Annotated in this window: 13 protein-coding genes; 10 read left to right on the top strand and 3 right to left on the bottom strand. The window is 70.5% G+C overall.

The features are described 5' to 3' along the window. Positions 1-68: 68 nt before the first annotated feature. Positions 69-3,530, top strand: a complete 3,462-nt coding sequence (locus tag ACY3FI_RS02340; protein WP_462549123.1) for an Ig-like domain-containing protein — start codon at positions 69-71, stop codon at positions 3,528-3,530. Between the two features lie 58 nt (positions 3,531-3,588). Here the strand turns inward: ACY3FI_RS02340 and ACY3FI_RS02345 are convergent, their stop codons facing one another. Further along, positions 3,589-4,419 (bottom strand): aldo/keto reductase, encoded by an 831-nt coding sequence (locus ACY3FI_RS02345; protein WP_462549124.1) that lies wholly within the window; start codon positions 4,417-4,419, stop codon positions 3,589-3,591. A gap of 45 nt (positions 4,420-4,464) precedes the next feature. After that, positions 4,465-4,863, bottom strand: a complete 399-nt coding sequence (locus tag ACY3FI_RS02350) for a pilus assembly protein CpaE (protein ID WP_462549125.1) — start codon at positions 4,861-4,863, stop codon at positions 4,465-4,467. Between the two features lie 209 nt (positions 4,864-5,072). Between ACY3FI_RS02350 and ACY3FI_RS02355 the strand changes: the two genes are divergently transcribed. From ACY3FI_RS02355 to tatA, 3 genes are all read left to right on the top strand, one after another. Next, complete coding sequence (locus ACY3FI_RS02355; protein ID WP_462549126.1) at positions 5,073-7,733, top strand: glycoside hydrolase family 2 protein; 2,661 nt, start codon at positions 5,073-5,075, stop codon at positions 7,731-7,733. A 32-nt stretch (positions 7,734-7,765) separates the two neighbouring features. Further along, positions 7,766-9,337, top strand: a complete 1,572-nt coding sequence (locus tag ACY3FI_RS02360; RefSeq protein WP_462549127.1) for a sugar transferase — start codon at positions 7,766-7,768, stop codon at positions 9,335-9,337. A 164-nt stretch (positions 9,338-9,501) separates the two neighbouring features. Beyond that, positions 9,502-9,780, top strand: coding sequence for a twin-arginine translocase TatA/TatE family subunit (tatA, locus tag ACY3FI_RS02365; protein WP_462549128.1), 279 nt, complete (start codon positions 9,502-9,504; stop codon positions 9,778-9,780). 173 nt (positions 9,781-9,953) lie between these two features. Here the strand turns inward: tatA and ACY3FI_RS02370 are convergent, their stop codons facing one another. After that, positions 9,954-11,135: a heparan-alpha-glucosaminide N-acetyltransferase domain-containing protein gene (locus ACY3FI_RS02370; protein WP_462549129.1), complete on the bottom strand. Its 1,182-nt coding sequence runs from the start codon at positions 11,133-11,135 to the stop codon at positions 9,954-9,956. A gap of 96 nt (positions 11,136-11,231) precedes the next feature. Here ACY3FI_RS02370 and ACY3FI_RS02375 point away from each other — a divergent pair, with 96 nt between their 5' ends. From ACY3FI_RS02375 to ACY3FI_RS02400, 6 genes are all read left to right on the top strand, one after another. Continuing rightward, entirely contained in the window at positions 11,232-12,626 is a 1,395-nt protein-coding gene (locus ACY3FI_RS02375) for an MFS transporter (RefSeq protein WP_462549130.1), read from the top strand. 53 nt (positions 12,627-12,679) lie between these two features. After that, positions 12,680-14,848, top strand: a complete 2,169-nt coding sequence (locus tag ACY3FI_RS02380; RefSeq protein ID WP_462549131.1) for an ATP-dependent Clp protease ATP-binding subunit — start codon at positions 12,680-12,682, stop codon at positions 14,846-14,848. Between the two features lie 82 nt (positions 14,849-14,930). Then, the gene (locus tag ACY3FI_RS02385; protein WP_462549132.1) at positions 14,931-15,482 is read left to right on the top strand and encodes a DUF2231 domain-containing protein; all 552 of its coding nucleotides are present in this window, start codon (positions 14,931-14,933) and stop codon (positions 15,480-15,482) included. A gap of 45 nt (positions 15,483-15,527) precedes the next feature. Continuing rightward, positions 15,528-16,181 (top strand): response regulator transcription factor, encoded by a 654-nt coding sequence (locus ACY3FI_RS02390; protein ID WP_462549133.1) that lies wholly within the window; start codon positions 15,528-15,530, stop codon positions 16,179-16,181. Between the two features lie 10 nt (positions 16,182-16,191). Beyond that, positions 16,192-17,409, top strand: coding sequence for a sensor histidine kinase (locus tag ACY3FI_RS02395; RefSeq protein WP_462549134.1), 1,218 nt, complete (start codon positions 16,192-16,194; stop codon positions 17,407-17,409). Between the two features lie 47 nt (positions 17,410-17,456). After that, the gene (locus tag ACY3FI_RS02400; protein ID WP_462549135.1) at positions 17,457-17,963 is read left to right on the top strand and encodes a hypothetical protein; all 507 of its coding nucleotides are present in this window, start codon (positions 17,457-17,459) and stop codon (positions 17,961-17,963) included. Positions 17,964-17,994 lie beyond the last annotated feature (31 nt).

The following is a 17,994-nucleotide window of genomic DNA, read 5'->3' on the forward strand; positions in this document are numbered from 1 at the left end:
ATGCAGAATTCTGGATATCAGTCCCTCGTCGCAATCAGCGACCCGTATCCGAAAGACCTTGCACCCCCATGAAGTCATTCATCCGAGCATCGGCCGCGGCCGGGCTCGCTGCCGCGACCATCGTCTCCGGCATCTCTGTCGGTTCAGCGGCGTCCGCTTCACAGACGGTCAGCGAAGCACGAGCCCCCTCGCTTCCCTCGGCGGAGATCCCGCTCTCCGCCTACGACGACGACGGCCACTTCGCCTACAGCCTGCTGGACGGGTACTTCGGCAGCGCGAACTCGTTGGCAGAAGCAACTGCGAAGGCTCGCCGGTTCCAGATCCTCCCGAAGCCCGATGGCCGCTTCGACCTGCTTGACGTCGTCAGTCGTCGCTGCTTGACGGTCAGTGCATTCGGGCCCGCGCCGTACAGGCCCTACCTGGCAGCTCGGGCGAACGTTTGCACGCAGACAACGGGCGAGTTCACCGTCGACGACGAGTACCACCTGATCGACGCAGATGGTTATTACATCTCGGGGACGCTCCGGGAAGGTGCCACCTACTTCGGAGCGAGGAAGTCCGCGGAGAACGCGTGGCACTTCGATGCGCTGAAGGACCTGATCTTCTCGGCTCAGGTGAAGTCCGTCAACATCGCAGACCGCTCGGCAGTGATCGAGGGTCGCGGTAAGCCTGGCGCGTCGATCGTCGTTGCAGATGGTGCAGACATCATCGTCGGCGAGGACGGAAGTTGGGAAGCCGACGTCAGCGCCCTCACGCTCGGCGAGAACACCCTGCACATCGAGCAGTGGGAGACCGGCGAGAAGACCAACGAGACCGACCTGGCCGTGACACTGTCCGTGCACCAGCTCACCGCGGAGGCATCGTTCGGAGCCACGGTCGACGACCGCGTGACCGTGCATGGCGAAGCCGAACCCGGCGCCGATGTCGAGGTGTACGACGAGGCCGGCACGCGGATCGGCAGCGGGATGGTGAACAACAGCGGTGAGTACAGCATCCCGCTCGACGCACCGGACAAGGCCGGGAAGTACTCGATCTCGGTGTCCCAGAAGGTCGGGAACGACGTCGTCGACGACGGAGTCGACCTCGATGTCGACTACGGCGACGGTGTCGCGATCACGGCACCGGCGGACGGCGCGGAGCACGCCGCCGGCGAACTCGTCGTCCGTGGCACGGGCCAGGGCGGTGCGAACGTGACCGTGCGAGAGAAGGGCACCGCACAGTTCCTCGACAACGGAACCGTCGGCGTCAACACGAATCGCTACACGCTGACCGTTCCGCAGGTCGATGACCGAGAGCACACCTTCGAGGTGATCCAGACCTCCAAGGGCAACAACCGCACGATCGCCGAGGTGACCGTCAACCCCGGGGCCGGTGACGTCGTCGAGCCGGTTTCGGTCGATGCTGCGTTCGACACCGAGGACGAGTACGCGCCGGCGAAGGTACAGCTCTCTGGCGAGCCGGGCGCGCAGGTGAGCGTGGTGAACACGACCACGAACCAGCAGCTCGGGACGGTCACCTTGGATGATTCCGGCAAGGCGACGGTGGCCGTCGACCCGAGCAAGGCCCAGACCGGGGTGAACTCGTTCACCGCGACCCAGGTCGTCGATGGTGCCACCACGACGGCGTCCGACACGCTCGACTACGGGCAGAACACGGGGCTCGACGTCACCGCACCGGTGAACGGCTCCACCGTCGAGGGTCCGCGGCCGACGTTCACCGGCACCGGGCAGACCGGCGCGAAGATCACCGTCCGCGGGACCACCCGGACGGTTGGTTCCGGCGTCGTCGCCAACGGGCAGTGGTCCTTCCCCGCTGCGATGGATCTGAACCCGAACTTCTACGCCCTCAAGGCCACCCAGACCACCAAGGGTGGGCTGACGACCACGAAGGACGTGTCCTTCACGATCGCGGCGGCCAGTTCCGTGATCGATCTCACCGCGACGGCCGCGTTCGACCAGAGCGACGCGACCAAGCCGGCGATCGTGTCGGGCAAGGCCACCGCTGGCTCGACGGTCGTGCTGAAGGACGCGCTCGGGAACGTGATCGCGTCGACCACGGCGAAGAGCGGCAACGTGTACTCGATGACGATCCCGCCGGCCTCGGCGAAGGTCGGCGTGAACGACTTCACGGTCACGCAGCGCATCGACGGGAAGGACATCGACTCGAAGTCGGTCTCGCTGGACTACGGGCAGCCGGCCCCGATCGTGATCACGTCACCGGCGAACGGGGCGACGGTCGCGAAGGACGGGCTGACCTTCACCGGCACCGGGCAGGACGGCGCGAAGATCGCTGTGAAGGGGATGGTGAACACGATCGCCACCGGCACCGTGTCCGGCTCCACCTGGTCCGCTCCGGTCGCGTTCCCGTTGACGAGCAACGTCTACCAGTTGTGGGCGGTGCAGACCACGAAGGGTGGTCTGCGTACCCAGCAGCCGATCACGATCACCGTCGCGGACACGGTGACGACCCCGCTGACGGCGACCGCGCAGTTCGACCCCGCGGACGTGAACCTGCCGGCGCAGGTCGTCGGCTCCGCGCAGCTCGACGCGACCGTCATCGTCCGTGACAGCAACGGTGACGAGATCGGCCGCAAGCAGGCCACGGGCGGGAACTACACGATCCCGATCCCGGCCGCGAAGGCGCACTTCGGTGTGAACACCTTCACCGTGACCCAGGTCGTCTCGGGCATCGAGTCCGCACCGGTCACCCGCACCCTGGACTACGGCACCCCCGCGGCGCCGACGATCACCTCGCCGGTGCAGAACGCCACGATCGAGAACGGATCGCTGCACTTCACCGGCACCGGCGCAACGGGCGCGAAGCTCACGCTCCGCGGTATGGTCAACCCCCTCGGCGCCACCATGATCGACAACGGCGCATGGACGGTCGACATCGCCCAGAACCTGACGCCGAACGTCTATCGACTCTTCGCGGTCCAGACCAGCAAGGGCGGCCTGACCAAGCAGGCCGAGGTCACCGTCACCATCAAGGACAAGACCGTCACCGCGCTGACCGCGACGGGAGCGTTCGACCAGGACGTCACCAAGCTGGCCGCGATCTCGGGAACCGCGCAGACGGGCGGCACCGTCGTGATCACGGAGGGCGCCACCACGGTCGCGACGATCCCGGTCACGGGCAGCGCCTACACGGCCGACATCCCCGCAACTGTCGCCGGGGTGCGCACCTTCACCGTCACCCAGACCGTCGACGGTGTCACGTCCGCACCGAAGACCGTGACGCTCGACTACGGCACCGTCGCACCGCTGGACATCCTCACGCCGACCGAGGGACAGAACGTCCCCAACGGGCAGCTGACCTTCACCGGCACCGCTACGCCTGGCTCGCAGGTCAAGGTCGGGGGTACCACCAGCACGCTCGGGACGGCGACGGCGAACAACACGACAGGTGCGTTCACGATCCCCGTCACTCGCACGCTCACCCCCCAGGTCTACGTCCTCTACGTGAAGCAGACCACCAAGGGTGGCCTCGTCAGCGACGCCACCGTCCGCACCATCACCATCACCCAGTAACCCCGAGACACGAAGGGCCCAACACCGCCAGGTGTCGGGCCCTTCGCCATGCCATCGGTCAGGCCGGGACGTAGTCGAACGTGTCGGGGTCCGGGCCGGTGCGGTGCCCCTTGTCGAGCGACGTGATCGCCGTCATGTCCTCGTCGGAGAGCTCGAAGTCGAAGATCGCGAAGTTCTCCTCGACGCGCGAGCGGGTGACCGACTTCGGGAACACGATGTCGCCGCGCTGGATGTGCCAGCGGAGGACGACCTGCGCCGGGGACTTGCCCGTGGCGCCGGCGATCCGGGTGATGGTCTCGTCGTCGAGCACGAGGCCCTGGGCGATCGGCGACCAGGCCTCGGTCGCGATGCCGTGCTCGCGGTCGTACGCGCGGAGCTCCTCCTGCACGAGGTACGGGTGCACCTCGATCTGGTTCACGGCCGGCGTGATGGTGGTCTCGGCGGCGAGGCGGTTGAGGTGGTGGACCTGGAAGTTCGAGACGCCGATCGAGCGAGCGGTGCCGTCGCGGTACAGCTCCTCCATCGCCTTCCACGTCGGCACGAAGTCCGAGACGGTGGGCAGCGGCCAGTGGATGAGGAACAGGTCGGTGTAGCCGCCAAGCAGGTCGGCCGACTTCTTGCCGTTCTCGCGAGCGGCGTCGGGGTCGTGGAACCCGTTGTTGAGCTTCGAGGTGACGAAGATCTCCTCACGCGGGATGCCGGAGGCCTCGATGGCCTCGCCGACCTCCTTCTCGTTGCCGTACATCTCGGCCGTGTCGATGTGGCGGTAGCCGACCTCGAGGGCGGTGAGGGTCGCCTCCTTCGTGTCCGAAGGGTCGATCTGGAAGACACCGAAGCCGAGCTGCGGGATGGTCTTGCCGTCGTTCAGGGTGATGTTCGGAACGGTCATGACCCCATGCAACCAAAACCTCCCCAGGAGGCATTCCGGCAACACTCAGTCGAGCGCCGCCCGAACGTACGCGAGCAGGGCGTCCGCGTAGGCCACGGCCGCGTCGTCCGAGCTGAACGTCCTCGGTGCTCCGTCGATCGTCGCGGTCACGGTGAAGCCCGCCGTCAGCGAGACGAACGCCGGGCCGAGCAGCCCGCGCAGCTGGTCCTCGCGCGGCAGCCACAGCGACTCGGACGCCGCCACGGAGTCCAGCGCCCACTCGGTCGTGCCGTTGAAGCCGAGGACCGTGCCGCTCGGGTAGTCGTGCCGCTCCACGGTCATCTCGGACACCGTGTAGACGTCGTCGTCGACCCCCGGCTTGTCGATGACGAAGCGGTCGCCGGTGGCCGGGTGCCAGCGGAGTCCGGCGTCGCGGAGGGCGCGGGCGAGTTCGACGGTGATCACGGTCCCCACGATGCCATGGGGGTGCGTGTTCCTGCCGGGTTCCGCAGATTGCGCTTCGCAGTGTGGGTCGTGGCAAGGCTGCCGTACTAGCATCGCCGAGCACCCCCACGCGCGTTCGCCTGAGCGTCCGCGCGCGGACGCGACGTTGTCCGGTCACCGGCACCGCGCCTCCAGTCCGCACCGACCTGTCCGCCCAGAGAAGGACCCGCATGACCCTCGAGCGCGAGGAACTCCGCGACGACTGGACCGTGACGATCGCCGGGGAGGCGCTCCCCGCCGGAGCTCCCGGTGGCATCGCCGGACGCGCGCTCCGCGCGACCGTCCCGGGGCAGGTGCACACCGACCTGCAGCGCGAGGGGGTCATCGCCGACCCGACGCTCGACCGCAACGAGGACGCCGCGAAGTGGGTGGGTCGCGCCGACTGGGCCTACCGGCGCTGCGTCGACGTCGACGCCCGCGGGCACGAGCGCGTGGACCTCGTGTGCGACGGACTCGACACCGTCACCGAGCTGAGCCTCGACGGTGTCGTGATCGGCACCACCCGGAACATGCACCGGCGCTACCGGTTCGACCTCAGCGAGGTGCCCGGCGGCTCTGGGGAACGCGACCTCGAGATCCTCTTCGAGTCGGTCTACCGCGAAGCCGGACGTGTCGCCAGCCGAGCGGGTGCGATGCCCGGGCCGTACGACGAACCCTTCCCGTACGTGCGCAAGACGGCGTCGAACTTCGGTTGGGACTGGGGGCTGACCGCGGTGACGGCCGGCCCGTGGCGTCCGGTCGCGATCGAGCGCTGGTCGACGGCCCGCCTGGCGCAGGTGAAGCCGCTCGTCGACGTGGACGCCGGTGACGGCGTGCTCGACGCGCACATCGCGGTCGAGCGCTCGGGCATGAACGACCTCGACCAGGACGGCGAGGACGACGACCTCGTGCTCGTGGTGACGGTGAGCGGGTTGACGGCGGAGGGCACGACGACGCGCCAGCGCTCCCGTGCGCAGCTGACGCCGAAGGACGACGAGACGGTCGTCACGGTGCGCGTGCCGGACGTGCGGCGCTGGTGGCCGCGCGGGTACGGCGAGCAGCCGCTCTACGACGTGACGGTCGAGCTGCAGACGGTCGACGGCGAGGTCCTCGACCGGCAGACGTCGCGCGCCGGATTCCGCTCCTGCCGCATCGACACGACCGCGGACGCCGCGGGCAAGCCGTTCGACGTCGTCGTCAACGGCACCGTGATCGACGTCCGAGGCGTGAACTGGATCCCGGACGACGTCATCGTGTCGCGGGTCGACCGGGCGCGGATCGAGGACCGGCTGCGGGTCGCGGCCGACCTGCACACGAACCTCGTGCGGGTCTGGGGCGGTGGCGTCTACGAGTCGCACGACTTCTACGACGTGTGCGACGAACTCGGCCTGCTCGTCTGGCAGGACTTCCTCTTCGCCTGTGCCGCCTACCCGGAGACCGAGCCGATCCGGAGCGAGGTCGTGGCCGAGGCACGCGACAACGTCGCCCGGTTGGCCCGGCACCCCTCCCTCGTGGTGTGGAACGGCAACAACGAGAACATCTGGCTGCACGACGTCGACGGCTGGGCTGCGACGCTCGGTGAGCGCGGCTGGGGTCTCGACTACTACCTCGACCTGCTGCCGACGATCGTCGACGCGGTCGACCCGTCCCGCTTCTACACGGTCGCCTCGCCGTGGTCCGGCTCGGAGAGCCTGCCCGCGAACGACGTCGACCACGAGACGCACCACTCGTGGGACGTCTGGAACCGCCTGTCCGACGAGCACTACCGCGACTCCGTGCCCCGCTTCGTCTCCGAGTTCGGCTGGCAGGCGCCGCCGGCCTGGCGGACCCTGCGCGAGGCAGTCTCCGACGAGCCCTTCCGTGTCGACTCGCCCGGCGTCGTGCACCACCAGAAGGCAGAGGACGGCATGGGCAAGCTGGCGCGCGGCATCGCGCCGCGCTTCGGCTCGGTCGACCCGGCCGACCTGGACCGCTGGCACTTCCTGACGCAGCTGCAGCAGGCACGCGCCATCGCGACCGGCGTGGAGCACTGGCGCACGCACTGGCCGCGCAACACCGGGGTCGTCGTCTGGCAGCTCAACGACCTGTGGCCGGTGTCCTCGTGGTCGGCGATCGACTCGGCCGGCCGGCTCAAGCCGCTCGCGCACGAGCTGCGTCGCCTCTACGACGACGTCCTCCTCACCATCCGTCCGGTGTCCACGGTCACCGCCGACAGGTCGGCCCGGACTGGAGGCGCGGATCACCCTGACCGCGCGGCCGGCGGCACCGACACGGCCGAGTTGGGCGGGCTCGCGGACACGCTGTCCCTCGGGGTCTCGCCCGGTGCCTTCGGGTCGTCGCCGATCGAGGTCGCGGTGCGGTCCTCCCGTGCGGGTCTCGACACCACGGTGCGGGTGCGTCGCATCGCGGTCTCGGGTGCGATCCTCGCCGAGGTGACGCTGCCGGTGCGGTCGTCGACGTCCGGTGTGGTCGTCCTGCCGCTGCCCGAATCGGTCGGCGTGGTGGACAACCCGAGCCGCGAGCTCGTCGTCGCGGACATGGACTGGCGTCGTGCGGTGTGGACCGCGGGACCGGACCGCGACGTGCAGTGGGAGCCCGCGCGGTACCGCACGACCGTGGCGCCCGCCGCGGACGGCGACGGCCACGACCTGGTGGTCGAGGCGGACTCGCTCGTGCGCGACCTGCTCGTCCAACCGGACCGCATCGCACCGACCGGCACGGTCGACCGCGGGTTCATGACCCTGCTGCCGGGAGAACGGGTGGTCTTCCGGGTGCGGGGGCTGTCGGATGCCGAGGTCCGACGGATCGTGGAGGAGCCCGTGCTCTGGAGCCTGGACCGGGTCCTCGACTGAAATCCCGAGTTCCCATGTGATATTCTGGCGCGGTGCTGTTGCCGGTCGTCTCGACCGCCGGCACCCGGGCGTCCTCCGTCGACCCGGTTCCCGACCGGCTCGGAGGTCCCACGGTGTCCATCGCGATGCGCCCCACCAGATCGTCCTCCGGCACCGTGCAGTCCTCGGGTCGCAAGCGCGTCGTCGCACCGGCTGGTGCGCGCCGGTCGTACGTGCCGATGGTCGCCCTCCTCGACCTCGTCCTGCTCGTCGCGGCGTTCGCGGTGGCACACGTGCTGCGGTTTCCGTTCGGCATCCGGCCGGGCCGCGTCGACCGCGGGTGGATCGAGTTCCTCGTCGCCCCGGCGATCGTCCTGCTCTGGACGGCGCTGCTCACGGCGTTCCGGACGCGTGACCCGCGCATCGCGGGCGTCGGCAGCGACGAGTACCGGCGGCTCCTCACCGCGAGCCTGATCACCGGCGCGATCGTCGCCGTCGTGGCGTACGCCGTGCAGCTCGACCTCGCGCGCGGGTACGTCGCCGTGGCCTTCCCGCTCGGGCTCGCGTTCCTCGCCCTCGGTCGGAAGGGCGTCCGGAGCGTGCTCGCGCGACACCGAGCCCGCGGCGAACGGTTGCAGGACGTCCTGCTCGTCGGCGACCTCGACGACGTCCGGTACGTCGGGCGGCGCATCGCGGCGACCCCCGCCGCCGGCTACCGCGTGGCCGCTGTCGTGACCGACTGTGCCGAGCGCGGGGCTCTGGTCTCCCTCGGCGACGTCACGACCGACGTGCTCGGCGGGCTCGACGACGTGCTCGACCTTGCGGCTCACTCCGGGGTGTCCGCGGTCGTCGTGGCCGGTGCCGTGCGCGGCGGGCACGAGCGACTCCGCCGGCTCGGGTGGGAGCTCGAGGCGATCGGGGTCGAGCTCGTCGTGTCCTCACCCCTCGCCGACATCGCCTCGGGCAGGGTGCACGAGCGCCCCGTCGACGGACTCCCGCTCATGCACGTCGAGACCCCCGAGTACCGCCGTCGCCTCGGCAAGCGTCTGCTCGACGTCGTCGGGGCCGGCATCGGCCTGGTGCTGCTGGCACCGGTGTTCGCGGTCATCGCGGTCGCCGTCCGGCTCGACGACGGCGGTCCGGTGTTCTTCCGGCAGATTCGGGTCGGCCGGGGCGGGCAGGAGTTCGCCATCCTCAAGTTCCGCACGATGTGCGTCGATGCCGAAGCGCGGACGGCGGCGCTCCAGCAGGCCAACGAGGGTGCCGGGCCGCTGTTCAAGATGAAGCACGATCCCCGGGTGACGAAGGTCGGGGCCTTCCTCCGCCGGACGTCCCTCGACGAGCTGCCGCAGCTGTGGAACGTCCTCACGGGGACGATGAGCCTCGTCGGCCCGCGTCCGGCGCTCCCGCGCGAGGTCGCCGTGTACGAGGACTTCGCTGACCGTCGGCTCCTCGTCACGCCGGGCATCACGGGTCTCTGGCAGGTCAGCGGTCGCTCCGACCTCGACTGGGCCGAAGGGGTCCGCCTCGACCTGCACTACGTCGAGAACTGGTCGTTCCTGCACGACGTCGTGATCCTCGCCCGCACGGTGCCGTCGGTGCTCCGCTCACGCGGTGCGTACTGAGGCAGGGCGTCGCACCTGAGTGAACGGTGTCCGTCCGCGACCCGGCCTGGGTTCGACAGCGCGCGCGGGTTACGATGGGGGGACGACGGACTTCCGCCGCACGCGTCGACGACGACTCGGAGACGGCGACTCGGAGACGGCGACCAGTTCCAGATCAAGGAGTCATGATGCTCGGAAACCTCGGCGGCGTACACCTGCTGATCATCCTCGGGATCGTCATCCTGCTGTTCGGTGCGACCAAGCTCCCGGCGCTCGCCAAGGGCCTCGGCCAGTCGATCAACATCTTCAAGAAGGAGATGGGGAACGACGACAAGAAGGCCACCGGTGGTGACGCCGCGCAGAACGCCACCGTGCAGCACACCGCGGGCGACCCCGCGCAGCCGGTCGTCAACCCCGGCCCGTCCGTGCAGCCGAACGTCGACACGAAGCACGACGTCCGCTAGCCGGACCACAGACCAGGACACCCAGCCCCGTCCTGTCGGCAGCCCCCGCGACCGTCTCGGTCGCGGGGGCTTCGACGTGTCCGGGGTGCGCTGCCGGTCGGGTGCTGCGTTCCCGGGCCGGACGCTCGCCGCGGGTCGGGTGCGCCGTCGGGCTGCCGGCGGTGCGCAGTGGATCAGGAAGCGGTCGGGCTCTGTTCGTCGAGCGAACGCTCCGTCCGCCGTGTCAGTGCCTCGAGCGGGCCGCGGCGCCCGGACCGGTGCAGGAGCACCGCGACCGTGACGGCCACCGCGGTGAGGGCCAGGAACGGGAACCACCCGCCCAGCGCCGGCAGCGGGTCCGGGTCGTGCGCGACGGACCACGCGCCGATCGCCAGGATGTGCCCGCAGTAGAGGGTCAGCGCGAGCCGACCGACGGCCCGGAGGGGCAGGAGCAGCCCGGGGAGGCGGCGTGCGACGAGACAGGAGGCGGCGAGCAGTGCGAGTGCGACGCCCAGCGATCCGACGAGCTCGGGCGTCGATCCGGCGTGCGGCGTGACGTCGAGCAGCCGCGCCCACTCGATCGCGGGGAAGGAGGGGAACTCCGGCCGGAGCTGCAGCCCGTCCGGAACGCCGCCCGGGAGACTCGTCGGGACCGGCCCGGCCGTGCCCGCACCGGAGGAGACGGGGATGGTCGTCCCGACGGGACCCTCGACCCCCGCGGCCGCTCCGAGCAGGGCACCGCCCCCGCAGCCGATGACGACCAGCGCGACGCCGACGAGGAACGTCCGGCGCAGGATCGCGACGCGGTCGAGACCGAGTCTCGCCACGAGGACGCCCGCGAGCACGATGCCGAACCACGACACCGCCGGGTACCCGGTGAACAGGAGTCCCGCGACGCTGTCACCGCCGGTCATCTCGACGAGCGCCTGGCCGACGAGCGCGAGCACCGGCCCGACGCCGAGGGACAGCACGGCGGCGAGCACGACCCAGCGGAGGCGGAGCCGCGCGAACGGCAGCGCGGCGACGAACAGCACGGCGTACGTCGGCAGGATCACGAGCACCCCGCCCGGTACCAGGGTGAGGAGGCTCCCGATGGCCAGCAACGTCGCGGCCCGGGCGAGCACGTGCCGTCGGTCGCGGATCCGTCCCGACGGATCCGGGCCGCTGGTGAGCAAGACCAGGGAGACGCCGGCGCAGAGGGCGAACAGGATCGCGGAGCGGCCGTTCACCAGGTCCGGCCAGCTCGTCGGGTCCGACCAGTCGAAGGGGGTGTCGGCCGCTCCGACGTGCGCGGCGAACATGCCGAGGACGGCGAGACCGCGCGCTGCGTCGAGGCCGGTGAGTCGAGGACGTGGGACAAGTCTCGGTCGGTACATGCGGACGATGGTCGCGGAGGCGGTGTTTCGTCGGCGCAACCGACCGTCGGTCGGTGCGACCGGCCGTCCGTCGGCGACGACGAGGATGATGGCGGCATGACCGCACCCGCCCCCACGGCTCCGCTCCGCGACGACCGTCGGGTGGTGCTCGTCGTCGCGATCCTGGCCTCGTTCGTGGTCGGGTTGGACGCGAGCGTCGTGAACGTGGCGCTGCCGGCCGTGCGCCAGGAGCTCGGCGGCGGGCTGGTCGTGCAGCAGTGGGTGGTCGACGCCTACCTCGTGACCCTGGGCTCGCTCATCCTCGTCGCCGGGTCGCTGTCCGACGTGTTCGGCCGGGTCCGGATCATCACGTGGGGGTTGGTCGTCTTCGGCGTGGCCTCGGTCGTGTGCGCGATCGCCCCCACCGGTGAGGTGCTCATCGTCGCGCGGGCGCTGCAGGGCGTGGGTGGGGCGCTCGTCATGCCGAGCTCGCTCGCACTGATCATCGCCGCGTACCGGGGCGCGGCACAGACGAAGGCGATCGGCTCGTGGACGGCCTGGTCGAGCGCCGCGGTGATCGTCGGGCCGGTCGTCGGCGGGCTCGTGGTCGACGGCATCGGCTGGCGGTGGATCTTCGTGCTCACGGCGGTCCCGATCGCCGTGACGATCCCGCTCGTGCTCCGCATCACGGGTGAGGTGCACCCCGAGCAGCGCTCGCGCGTCGACGTCACGGGTGCGGTCCTCGCCGTGGTCGGCGTCGGCGGCGTCGTGCTCGGGCTGATCGAGCAGGAGCGACTCGGGTGGGGCGCACCGGTGGTCGTCGCCGCGCTCGTCGCCGGTGCGGTGGCGCTCGCGGCGTTCGTGCCGTGGGAGCAGCGGGTCGCGAGGTCGAACGGTGCGCCGCTCGTACCGCTCGCGCTGTTCCGTGCCCGCAACTTCGCGGTCGGCAACCTGGCAACACTGTCGATCTACGGCGCGCTCGGCATGGTCGGCTTCGTGGTGACGCTGTTCCTGCAGGAGGTGTGGCGGCTCCCGGCGTCCCTCGCGGGCGTCGCCTCGCTGCCGCCGACGCTGCTCCTGCTGCTCCTCTCGACGAGCGTCGGTTCGTTCGCCGGACGGTACGGGCCCCGGTGGTTCATGGCAGCCGGTCCCGCGGTCGCGGCCGTCGGCGCGCTCGTGATGGTGCTCGCGGACGATGAGCCCACGTCCTACTGGTGGTCGGTCCTGCCCGGGCTGGTGCTGGTCGGCATCGGCATCTCGCTCATGGTGACCCCGCTGACGAGTGCGGTGCTCGGCTCGGTGCCGGAGTCGGAGGCGGGCGTCGGGTCGGCGGTCAACAACGCGGTCGCCCGGGTCGCGGGTCTCGTCGTGGTGGCGCTCGCGGGGGTCGTGCTCGGCGGCGGCATGAGCGTGTCGGGGTTCCACCGGGCCATGGTGGTGATGGCGCTGCTGCTGCTCGCCGGCGCGGTCGTGAGTGCGGCCGGGATCAGGAATGCACCGTCGCGTTCGTAAGTTGAGTGCAGTAGACTCAAGTACGAGACCACCGCAACGAAAGGACGGAACGCATGGCGAACCTCCAGGGTGCTCCTGACTCGCAGGAGCGGCAGAAGACCGCCCTCGAGCAGTACGGCGTCGACCTCACCGCGATCGCCCGGAGCGGCAAGCTCGACCCGGTGATCGGCCGCGACGCCGAGATCCGCCGCGTGTCCCAGGTGCTCACACGCCGCACCAAGAACAACCCCGTGCTCATCGGTGAGCCCGGCGTCGGCAAGACCGCCGTCGTCGAGGGGCTCGCCCAGCGCATCGTCGCAGGGGACGTGGCCGACTCCCTCAAGGACAAGCGCCTCGTGTCGCTCGACATCTCCGCCCTCATCGCCGGCGCGAAGTACCGCGGCGAGTTCGAGGAGCGGCTCAAGGCCGTGCTCAAGGAGATCAACGACTCCGACGGGCAGGTCATCACCTTCATCGACGAGCTGCACACCCTGATGGGCGCTGGCGGCGGCGAGGGCTCGGTCGCGGCGTCGAACATGCTCAAGCCGATGCTGGCCCGCGGCGAACTGCGGCTCATCGGCGCGACGACCCTCGACGAGTACCGCGAGTACATCGAGAAGGACGCGGCGCTCGAACGGCGCTTCCAGCAGGTGTACGTGGGAGAGCCAAGTGTCGAGGACGCCGTGGCGATCCTCCGTGGGCTCAAGGAGCGGTACGAGGCGCACCACAAGGTGACGATCAACGACTCGGCACTCGTCGCCGCGGCGAGCCTGTCGAACCGGTACATCTCCGGTCGCCAGCTGCCGGACAAGGCCATCGACCTCATCGACGAGGCGGCATCGCGGCTCCGGATGGAGATCGACTCCTCGCCGGTCGAGATCGACGAGCTCAAGCGCACGGTCGACCGGCTCCGCGTCGAGGAGTTCGCGCTCAAGCAGGAGAAGGACGACGCCTCGAAGGCCCGGCTCGCCACCCTGCGTGCCGAGCTCGCCGGGCGCGAGGAACTGCTCGGGCAGCTCGAGCAGCGCTGGCAGGCCGAGCGGGCGAACCTCAACCGCATCGGCGAGCTGAAGCAGCAGCTCGACGACCTCAACATGCGGTCGCAGCGCGCGCAACGCGAGGCGGACTACGAGCTCGTCTCCCGCATCGAGTACAGCGAGAAGCCCCGGATCGAGGCCGAGCTCGCCGCCGCCGAGCAGGCGGAGAGCGCCGACCGGATGGTGAACGACAGCGTCACCGACGAGGACATCGCGGCCGTGATCGCGCAGTGGACCGGCATCCCGATGGGGCGGTTGCTGCAGGGCGAGACCGAGAAGCTCCTGCACCTCGAGAACGAACTGGGTCGACGGATCATCGGGCAGCGCAGCGCCGTCAGCACCGTGTCCGAGGCGGTCCGGCGCACCCGCGCGGGCATCTCGGACCCGGACCGTCCGACGGGGTCGTTCCTGTTCCTCGGTCCCACCGGCGTCGGCAAGACCGAGCTGGCGAAGGCGCTCGCAGCGTTCCTGTTCGACGACGAGAAGGCCCTCGTCCGCATCGACATGAGCGAGTACGGCGAGAAGCACTCGGTGGCGCGGCTGATCGGCGCACCGCCCGGGTACGTCGGGTACGAGGCCGGCGGCCAGCTCACCGAGACCGTCCGCCGTCGTCCGTACTCGGTGGTGCTGCTCGACGAGGTCGAGAAGGCGCACCCCGAGGTGTTCGACGTGCTGCTCCAGGTCCTCGACGACGGGCGACTCACCGACGGACAGGGCCGGACGGTCGACTTCCGGAACACGATCCTGATCCTGACGTCGAACCTCGGCTCGCAGTTCCTGACGGACCAGTCCCTCGACACCGTCCAGCGCGAGGAGGCCGTGCGCGAACTCGTGCAGCAGGCCTTCCGGCCGGAATTCATCAACCGACTCGACGACATCGTGGTGTTCCAGGCGTTGACGGAGGAGGACCTCGGGCAGATCGTGTCGCTCTACGTGGACCGGCTCGCCCGACGCCTGACCGATCGTCGGCTCGAACTGGCCGTCACGCCGGATGCACGCAGTTGGCTCGCGGAGCGCGGCTACGACCCGGTGTACGGCGCGCGCCCGCTGCGCCGGCTCATGCAGCGACAGATCGACGACCGGTTGGCGCGGGCCATCCTGTCCGGCGACGTGCGCGACGGTGACACCGTCCGTGTGGACGTCGCCCCCGGCGGCGAGGAACTCGTCGTCGAGCCGTTCGAACTGGCGGAGATCGTCGAGGAGTAGCGGGGCGGTCGACGCGACCGCCTGGAGGCGCAGTGCCGGTCCCTGGGACCGGCACTGCGCCTCCAGGCCTACATTCCAGAGCATGCCTGAGCTGCCAGTGATCCGTCGCCTCACCGACGCCGTCGAGCACGCGAGCGTGCTCGACAAGGCGGTCGACCTCGACCGCAAGGTCGTCCTCGCCATCCTGCCGAAGCGGGTGCGGACCCTCCTGCACGGCGTGCCGTTCGGGCACCCGCTGCACCCGCTCATGGTCCAGGTGCCCCTCGGGGCCTGGATCTCCGCGGCGGTGCTGGACGTGGTCGGCGGCAAGGGCAACGAGCGTGCCGCGAAGACGCTGATCGGTACGGGGGTCGTGTCGGCCGGGAGCGCGAGCGTCGCGGGGTACGCCGACTGGTCGGAGCTGAACCGTGAGCAGCTCCGCACCGGCTGGGTGCACCAGGCGGTCAACTGGGTCGGACTGTCGCTGTACGGACTCTCGTACCTCCAGCGGAAGCGGGGCAACCACGGGAAGGGGAAGCTCCTGTCGTTCGCGGGTCTCGCGGTCGTCAGCGTCGGTGGCTACCTGGGCGGACACCTGGCCTACCGGCAGCGTGCCGGGGTCAGCCGCTCCGGCGAGGTGCCGTTCGACTCCTGACCCGGCACCCAGCCCGTTCTCTGGTACGTGACATTCCATGGGGGGATGCGCGTACTGGTGGTGGACGACGAGACCGCACTGGCCGACCTCGTCGCCAGAGGACTGACCCGTCAGGACATGGCCGTCGACGTCGCCTACCGCGGCGACCAGGCGGACGAACTGCTCGCCGTGAACGACTACGACGTCGTCGTGCTCGACCGGGACGTCCCGGGCGTGCACGGAGACGAGGTCGCGCGCCGGCTCGCCGCGCGGGGGAGCCTGACCCGCATCTTGATGCTCACCGCGGCGACTTCGCTCGCCGACCGGGTGCACGGACTCGAACTCGGCGCGGACGACTACCTCACGAAGCCGTTCGAGTACCCCGAGCTCGTCGCGCGCGTGCGTGCCCTGGGCCGACGCAGCGTCGCACCGGTGGCCCCGGTGCTCGAGCGAGGCGGGCTGGTCGTGGACACGAACCGGCGGATGGCGACCCGCGACGGTCGGCCGCTCGACCTCACCTCGAAGGAACTCGGCGTGCTCGAGACGCTGCTCCGCGCCGACGGCCGGGTCGTCTCGGCCGAGGAGCTGCTCGAGAAGGTGTGGGACATGAACGTCGACCCCTTCACGGCGGCCGTGCGGGTGACGATGTCGAAGCTCCGGCGGAAGCTCGGGCAGCCGGACCCCGTCCGGACCGTGCCAGGCCAGGGGTACGCCCTGTGACGGCACGACGATGACCAGGGCCTGGAGCATCCGGGTCCGGACGGCGCTGGTCTTCGCGGTCGCTGCCATGGTGCTCGCCGCGGGTGTCGTGGTGTTCTCGAACCTGATGTCGCAGGCCGGTGTCGGGCAGGCCTACGCGGCCACCGGCCTCGACCGGAGCGCGACCGTCGACGACGGGGCGTCGTTCGCCACCGTCGTGCCGGCGACTCCCGCGCCCGGAACGGCCGCGAGTCCCGGCCCGGGAGCCGCTGCGAGGCCACTGCCCCACCTGCCGGACGGTGCGCGGGCGGACAGCTCCGTCGCCGTCGTCCGCCTCGTCGCCGACCAGCAGTGGCAGTGGTCCGCCGTCGGGATCGCCGGGGCGGGCGTCGTCGCCGGTGGCCTCGGCTGGTTCGTCAGCCGACGCATGCTGCGACCGATCGATCGGATCACCGCCACGGCGAACCGGATCACCGCCTCGAACCTGCACGAGCGCATCGCCCTGGACGGCCCGGACGACGAGCTCCGTCGCCTGTCGGGGACCATCGACGACCTGCTGGACCGGCTGCACACCGCGTTCGAGAGCCAACGACGGTTCGTCGCACAGGCGTCCCACGAACTGCGCACACCCCTCGCCGTGCAGCGCGCCGCGGTGCAGATCGGGCTGCACGACACCGCCGGCCCGGACGAGATCCGGTCGACCCGCGACGAACTCCTCGAGCAGAACCGGCGCACCGAACACCTGGTCGAGTCGCTCCTGGTGCTCGCCGAGGCCGACCGGGGTCTGGCTGGCGACGGGGAGGAGATCGACCTCGCGGCCCTGGCCGAGGAGGTCCTGGCGGGAGCCGCAGGAGCCGCCCACGCAGCGGACGTGCAGCTGGTCCACGAGCGGCGAGCCGCGCCTCCCGGCCTGCCGCCCCTGCGCGGCGAGCCGACGCTCGTGCGGCAGCTCCTCGTCAACCTGATCGGCAACGCCGTCGAGTACAACGTGCCCGGCGGCGCGGTCCGGGTCCGGACCCGCGGTGACGGGTTGGCCGTCGAGAACAGCGGGCCGGTCGTCCCCGAGGAGGTCGCCCCGCTGCTCGTCGAGCCGTTCCGACGCTGCCCGTCCGCGGCGACCGCTCCTGGGGCCCGGCACAGCGGCCTCGGCCTGTCGATCGTCGCGTCGATCGTGCACGCCCACGGGTGGCGGCTCACGGTGACCGCACGCGCCGAGGGCGGTCTGCTGGTCGACGTTTCGTCGATGTGACGCCCCGGGTACGCGGGCCGAAACAGCCGGTCCGGTGTGCTGGGGACATGAACCACACGACATCCCACACCACGCGGACCGGCCTCGTCGGCGTCCTCCTCGTCAGTGCAGCGATCGCCCTGTCGGCGTGCTCCGCCGACCCTGGGCCGCCGACCGCGTCGGAGGTCGCCGACGGCATCGGGCCGAAGTGGGGCGCCTGCATGCGCGACGCTGGCTTCGACGTGCAGGACCCCTCGGACGAGGCCGTCACCTCCGGCGTGATGCAGCCGCCGCAGGGCGCAGACCAGCAGGCCTTCACGGACGCCGGCTCCAGCTGCGCCCGGAAGCTCGGGGTGAAGGGCTCGAGTTCGGCCGACCAGCAGAAGTGGGACCGGCAGTACGCGCAGGTCGCCGGCTGCATCCAGGACCGCGGGTACCCGGACTTCCCGGCGCCGCGCAACGGCGTGCTCACCACGGAGGGCTTCGCGCAGGCGGAGGACCCGGAGTTCCAGGAGGTGTGGTCGAAGTGCCTGCAGGAGTTCGCCCCGGACACGAAGACGCAGCAGGCCGGTTGACGGACCACACCGTGGAGGAGACGAAGGACAT

Source organism: Curtobacterium sp. RM9 (assembly GCF_054956955.1).

Coding starts and splice junctions, on each gene's coding strand:
- ACY3FI_RS02385 (WP_462549132.1), top strand. CDS start 14,931: ATGCCTGAGCTGCCAGTGATCCGTCGCCTCACCGACGCCGTCGAGCAC.
- ACY3FI_RS02370 (WP_462549129.1), bottom strand. CDS start 11,135: ATGTACCGACCGAGACTTGTCCCACGTCCTCGACTCACCGGCCTCGAC.
- ACY3FI_RS02400 (WP_462549135.1), top strand. CDS start 17,457: ATGAACCACACGACATCCCACACCACGCGGACCGGCCTCGTCGGCGTC.
- ACY3FI_RS02375 (WP_462549130.1), top strand. CDS start 11,232: ATGACCGCACCCGCCCCCACGGCTCCGCTCCGCGACGACCGTCGGGTG.
- ACY3FI_RS02345 (WP_462549124.1), bottom strand. CDS start 4,419: ATGACCGTTCCGAACATCACCCTGAACGACGGCAAGACCATCCCGCAG.
- ACY3FI_RS02340 (WP_462549123.1), top strand. CDS start 69: ATGAAGTCATTCATCCGAGCATCGGCCGCGGCCGGGCTCGCTGCCGCG.
- tatA (WP_462549128.1), top strand. CDS start 9,502: ATGATGCTCGGAAACCTCGGCGGCGTACACCTGCTGATCATCCTCGGG.
- ACY3FI_RS02380 (WP_462549131.1), top strand. CDS start 12,680: ATGGCGAACCTCCAGGGTGCTCCTGACTCGCAGGAGCGGCAGAAGACC.
- ACY3FI_RS02390 (WP_462549133.1), top strand. CDS start 15,528: ATGCGCGTACTGGTGGTGGACGACGAGACCGCACTGGCCGACCTCGTC.
- ACY3FI_RS02395 (WP_462549134.1), top strand. CDS start 16,192: ATGACCAGGGCCTGGAGCATCCGGGTCCGGACGGCGCTGGTCTTCGCG.
- ACY3FI_RS02355 (WP_462549126.1), top strand. CDS start 5,073: ATGACCCTCGAGCGCGAGGAACTCCGCGACGACTGGACCGTGACGATC.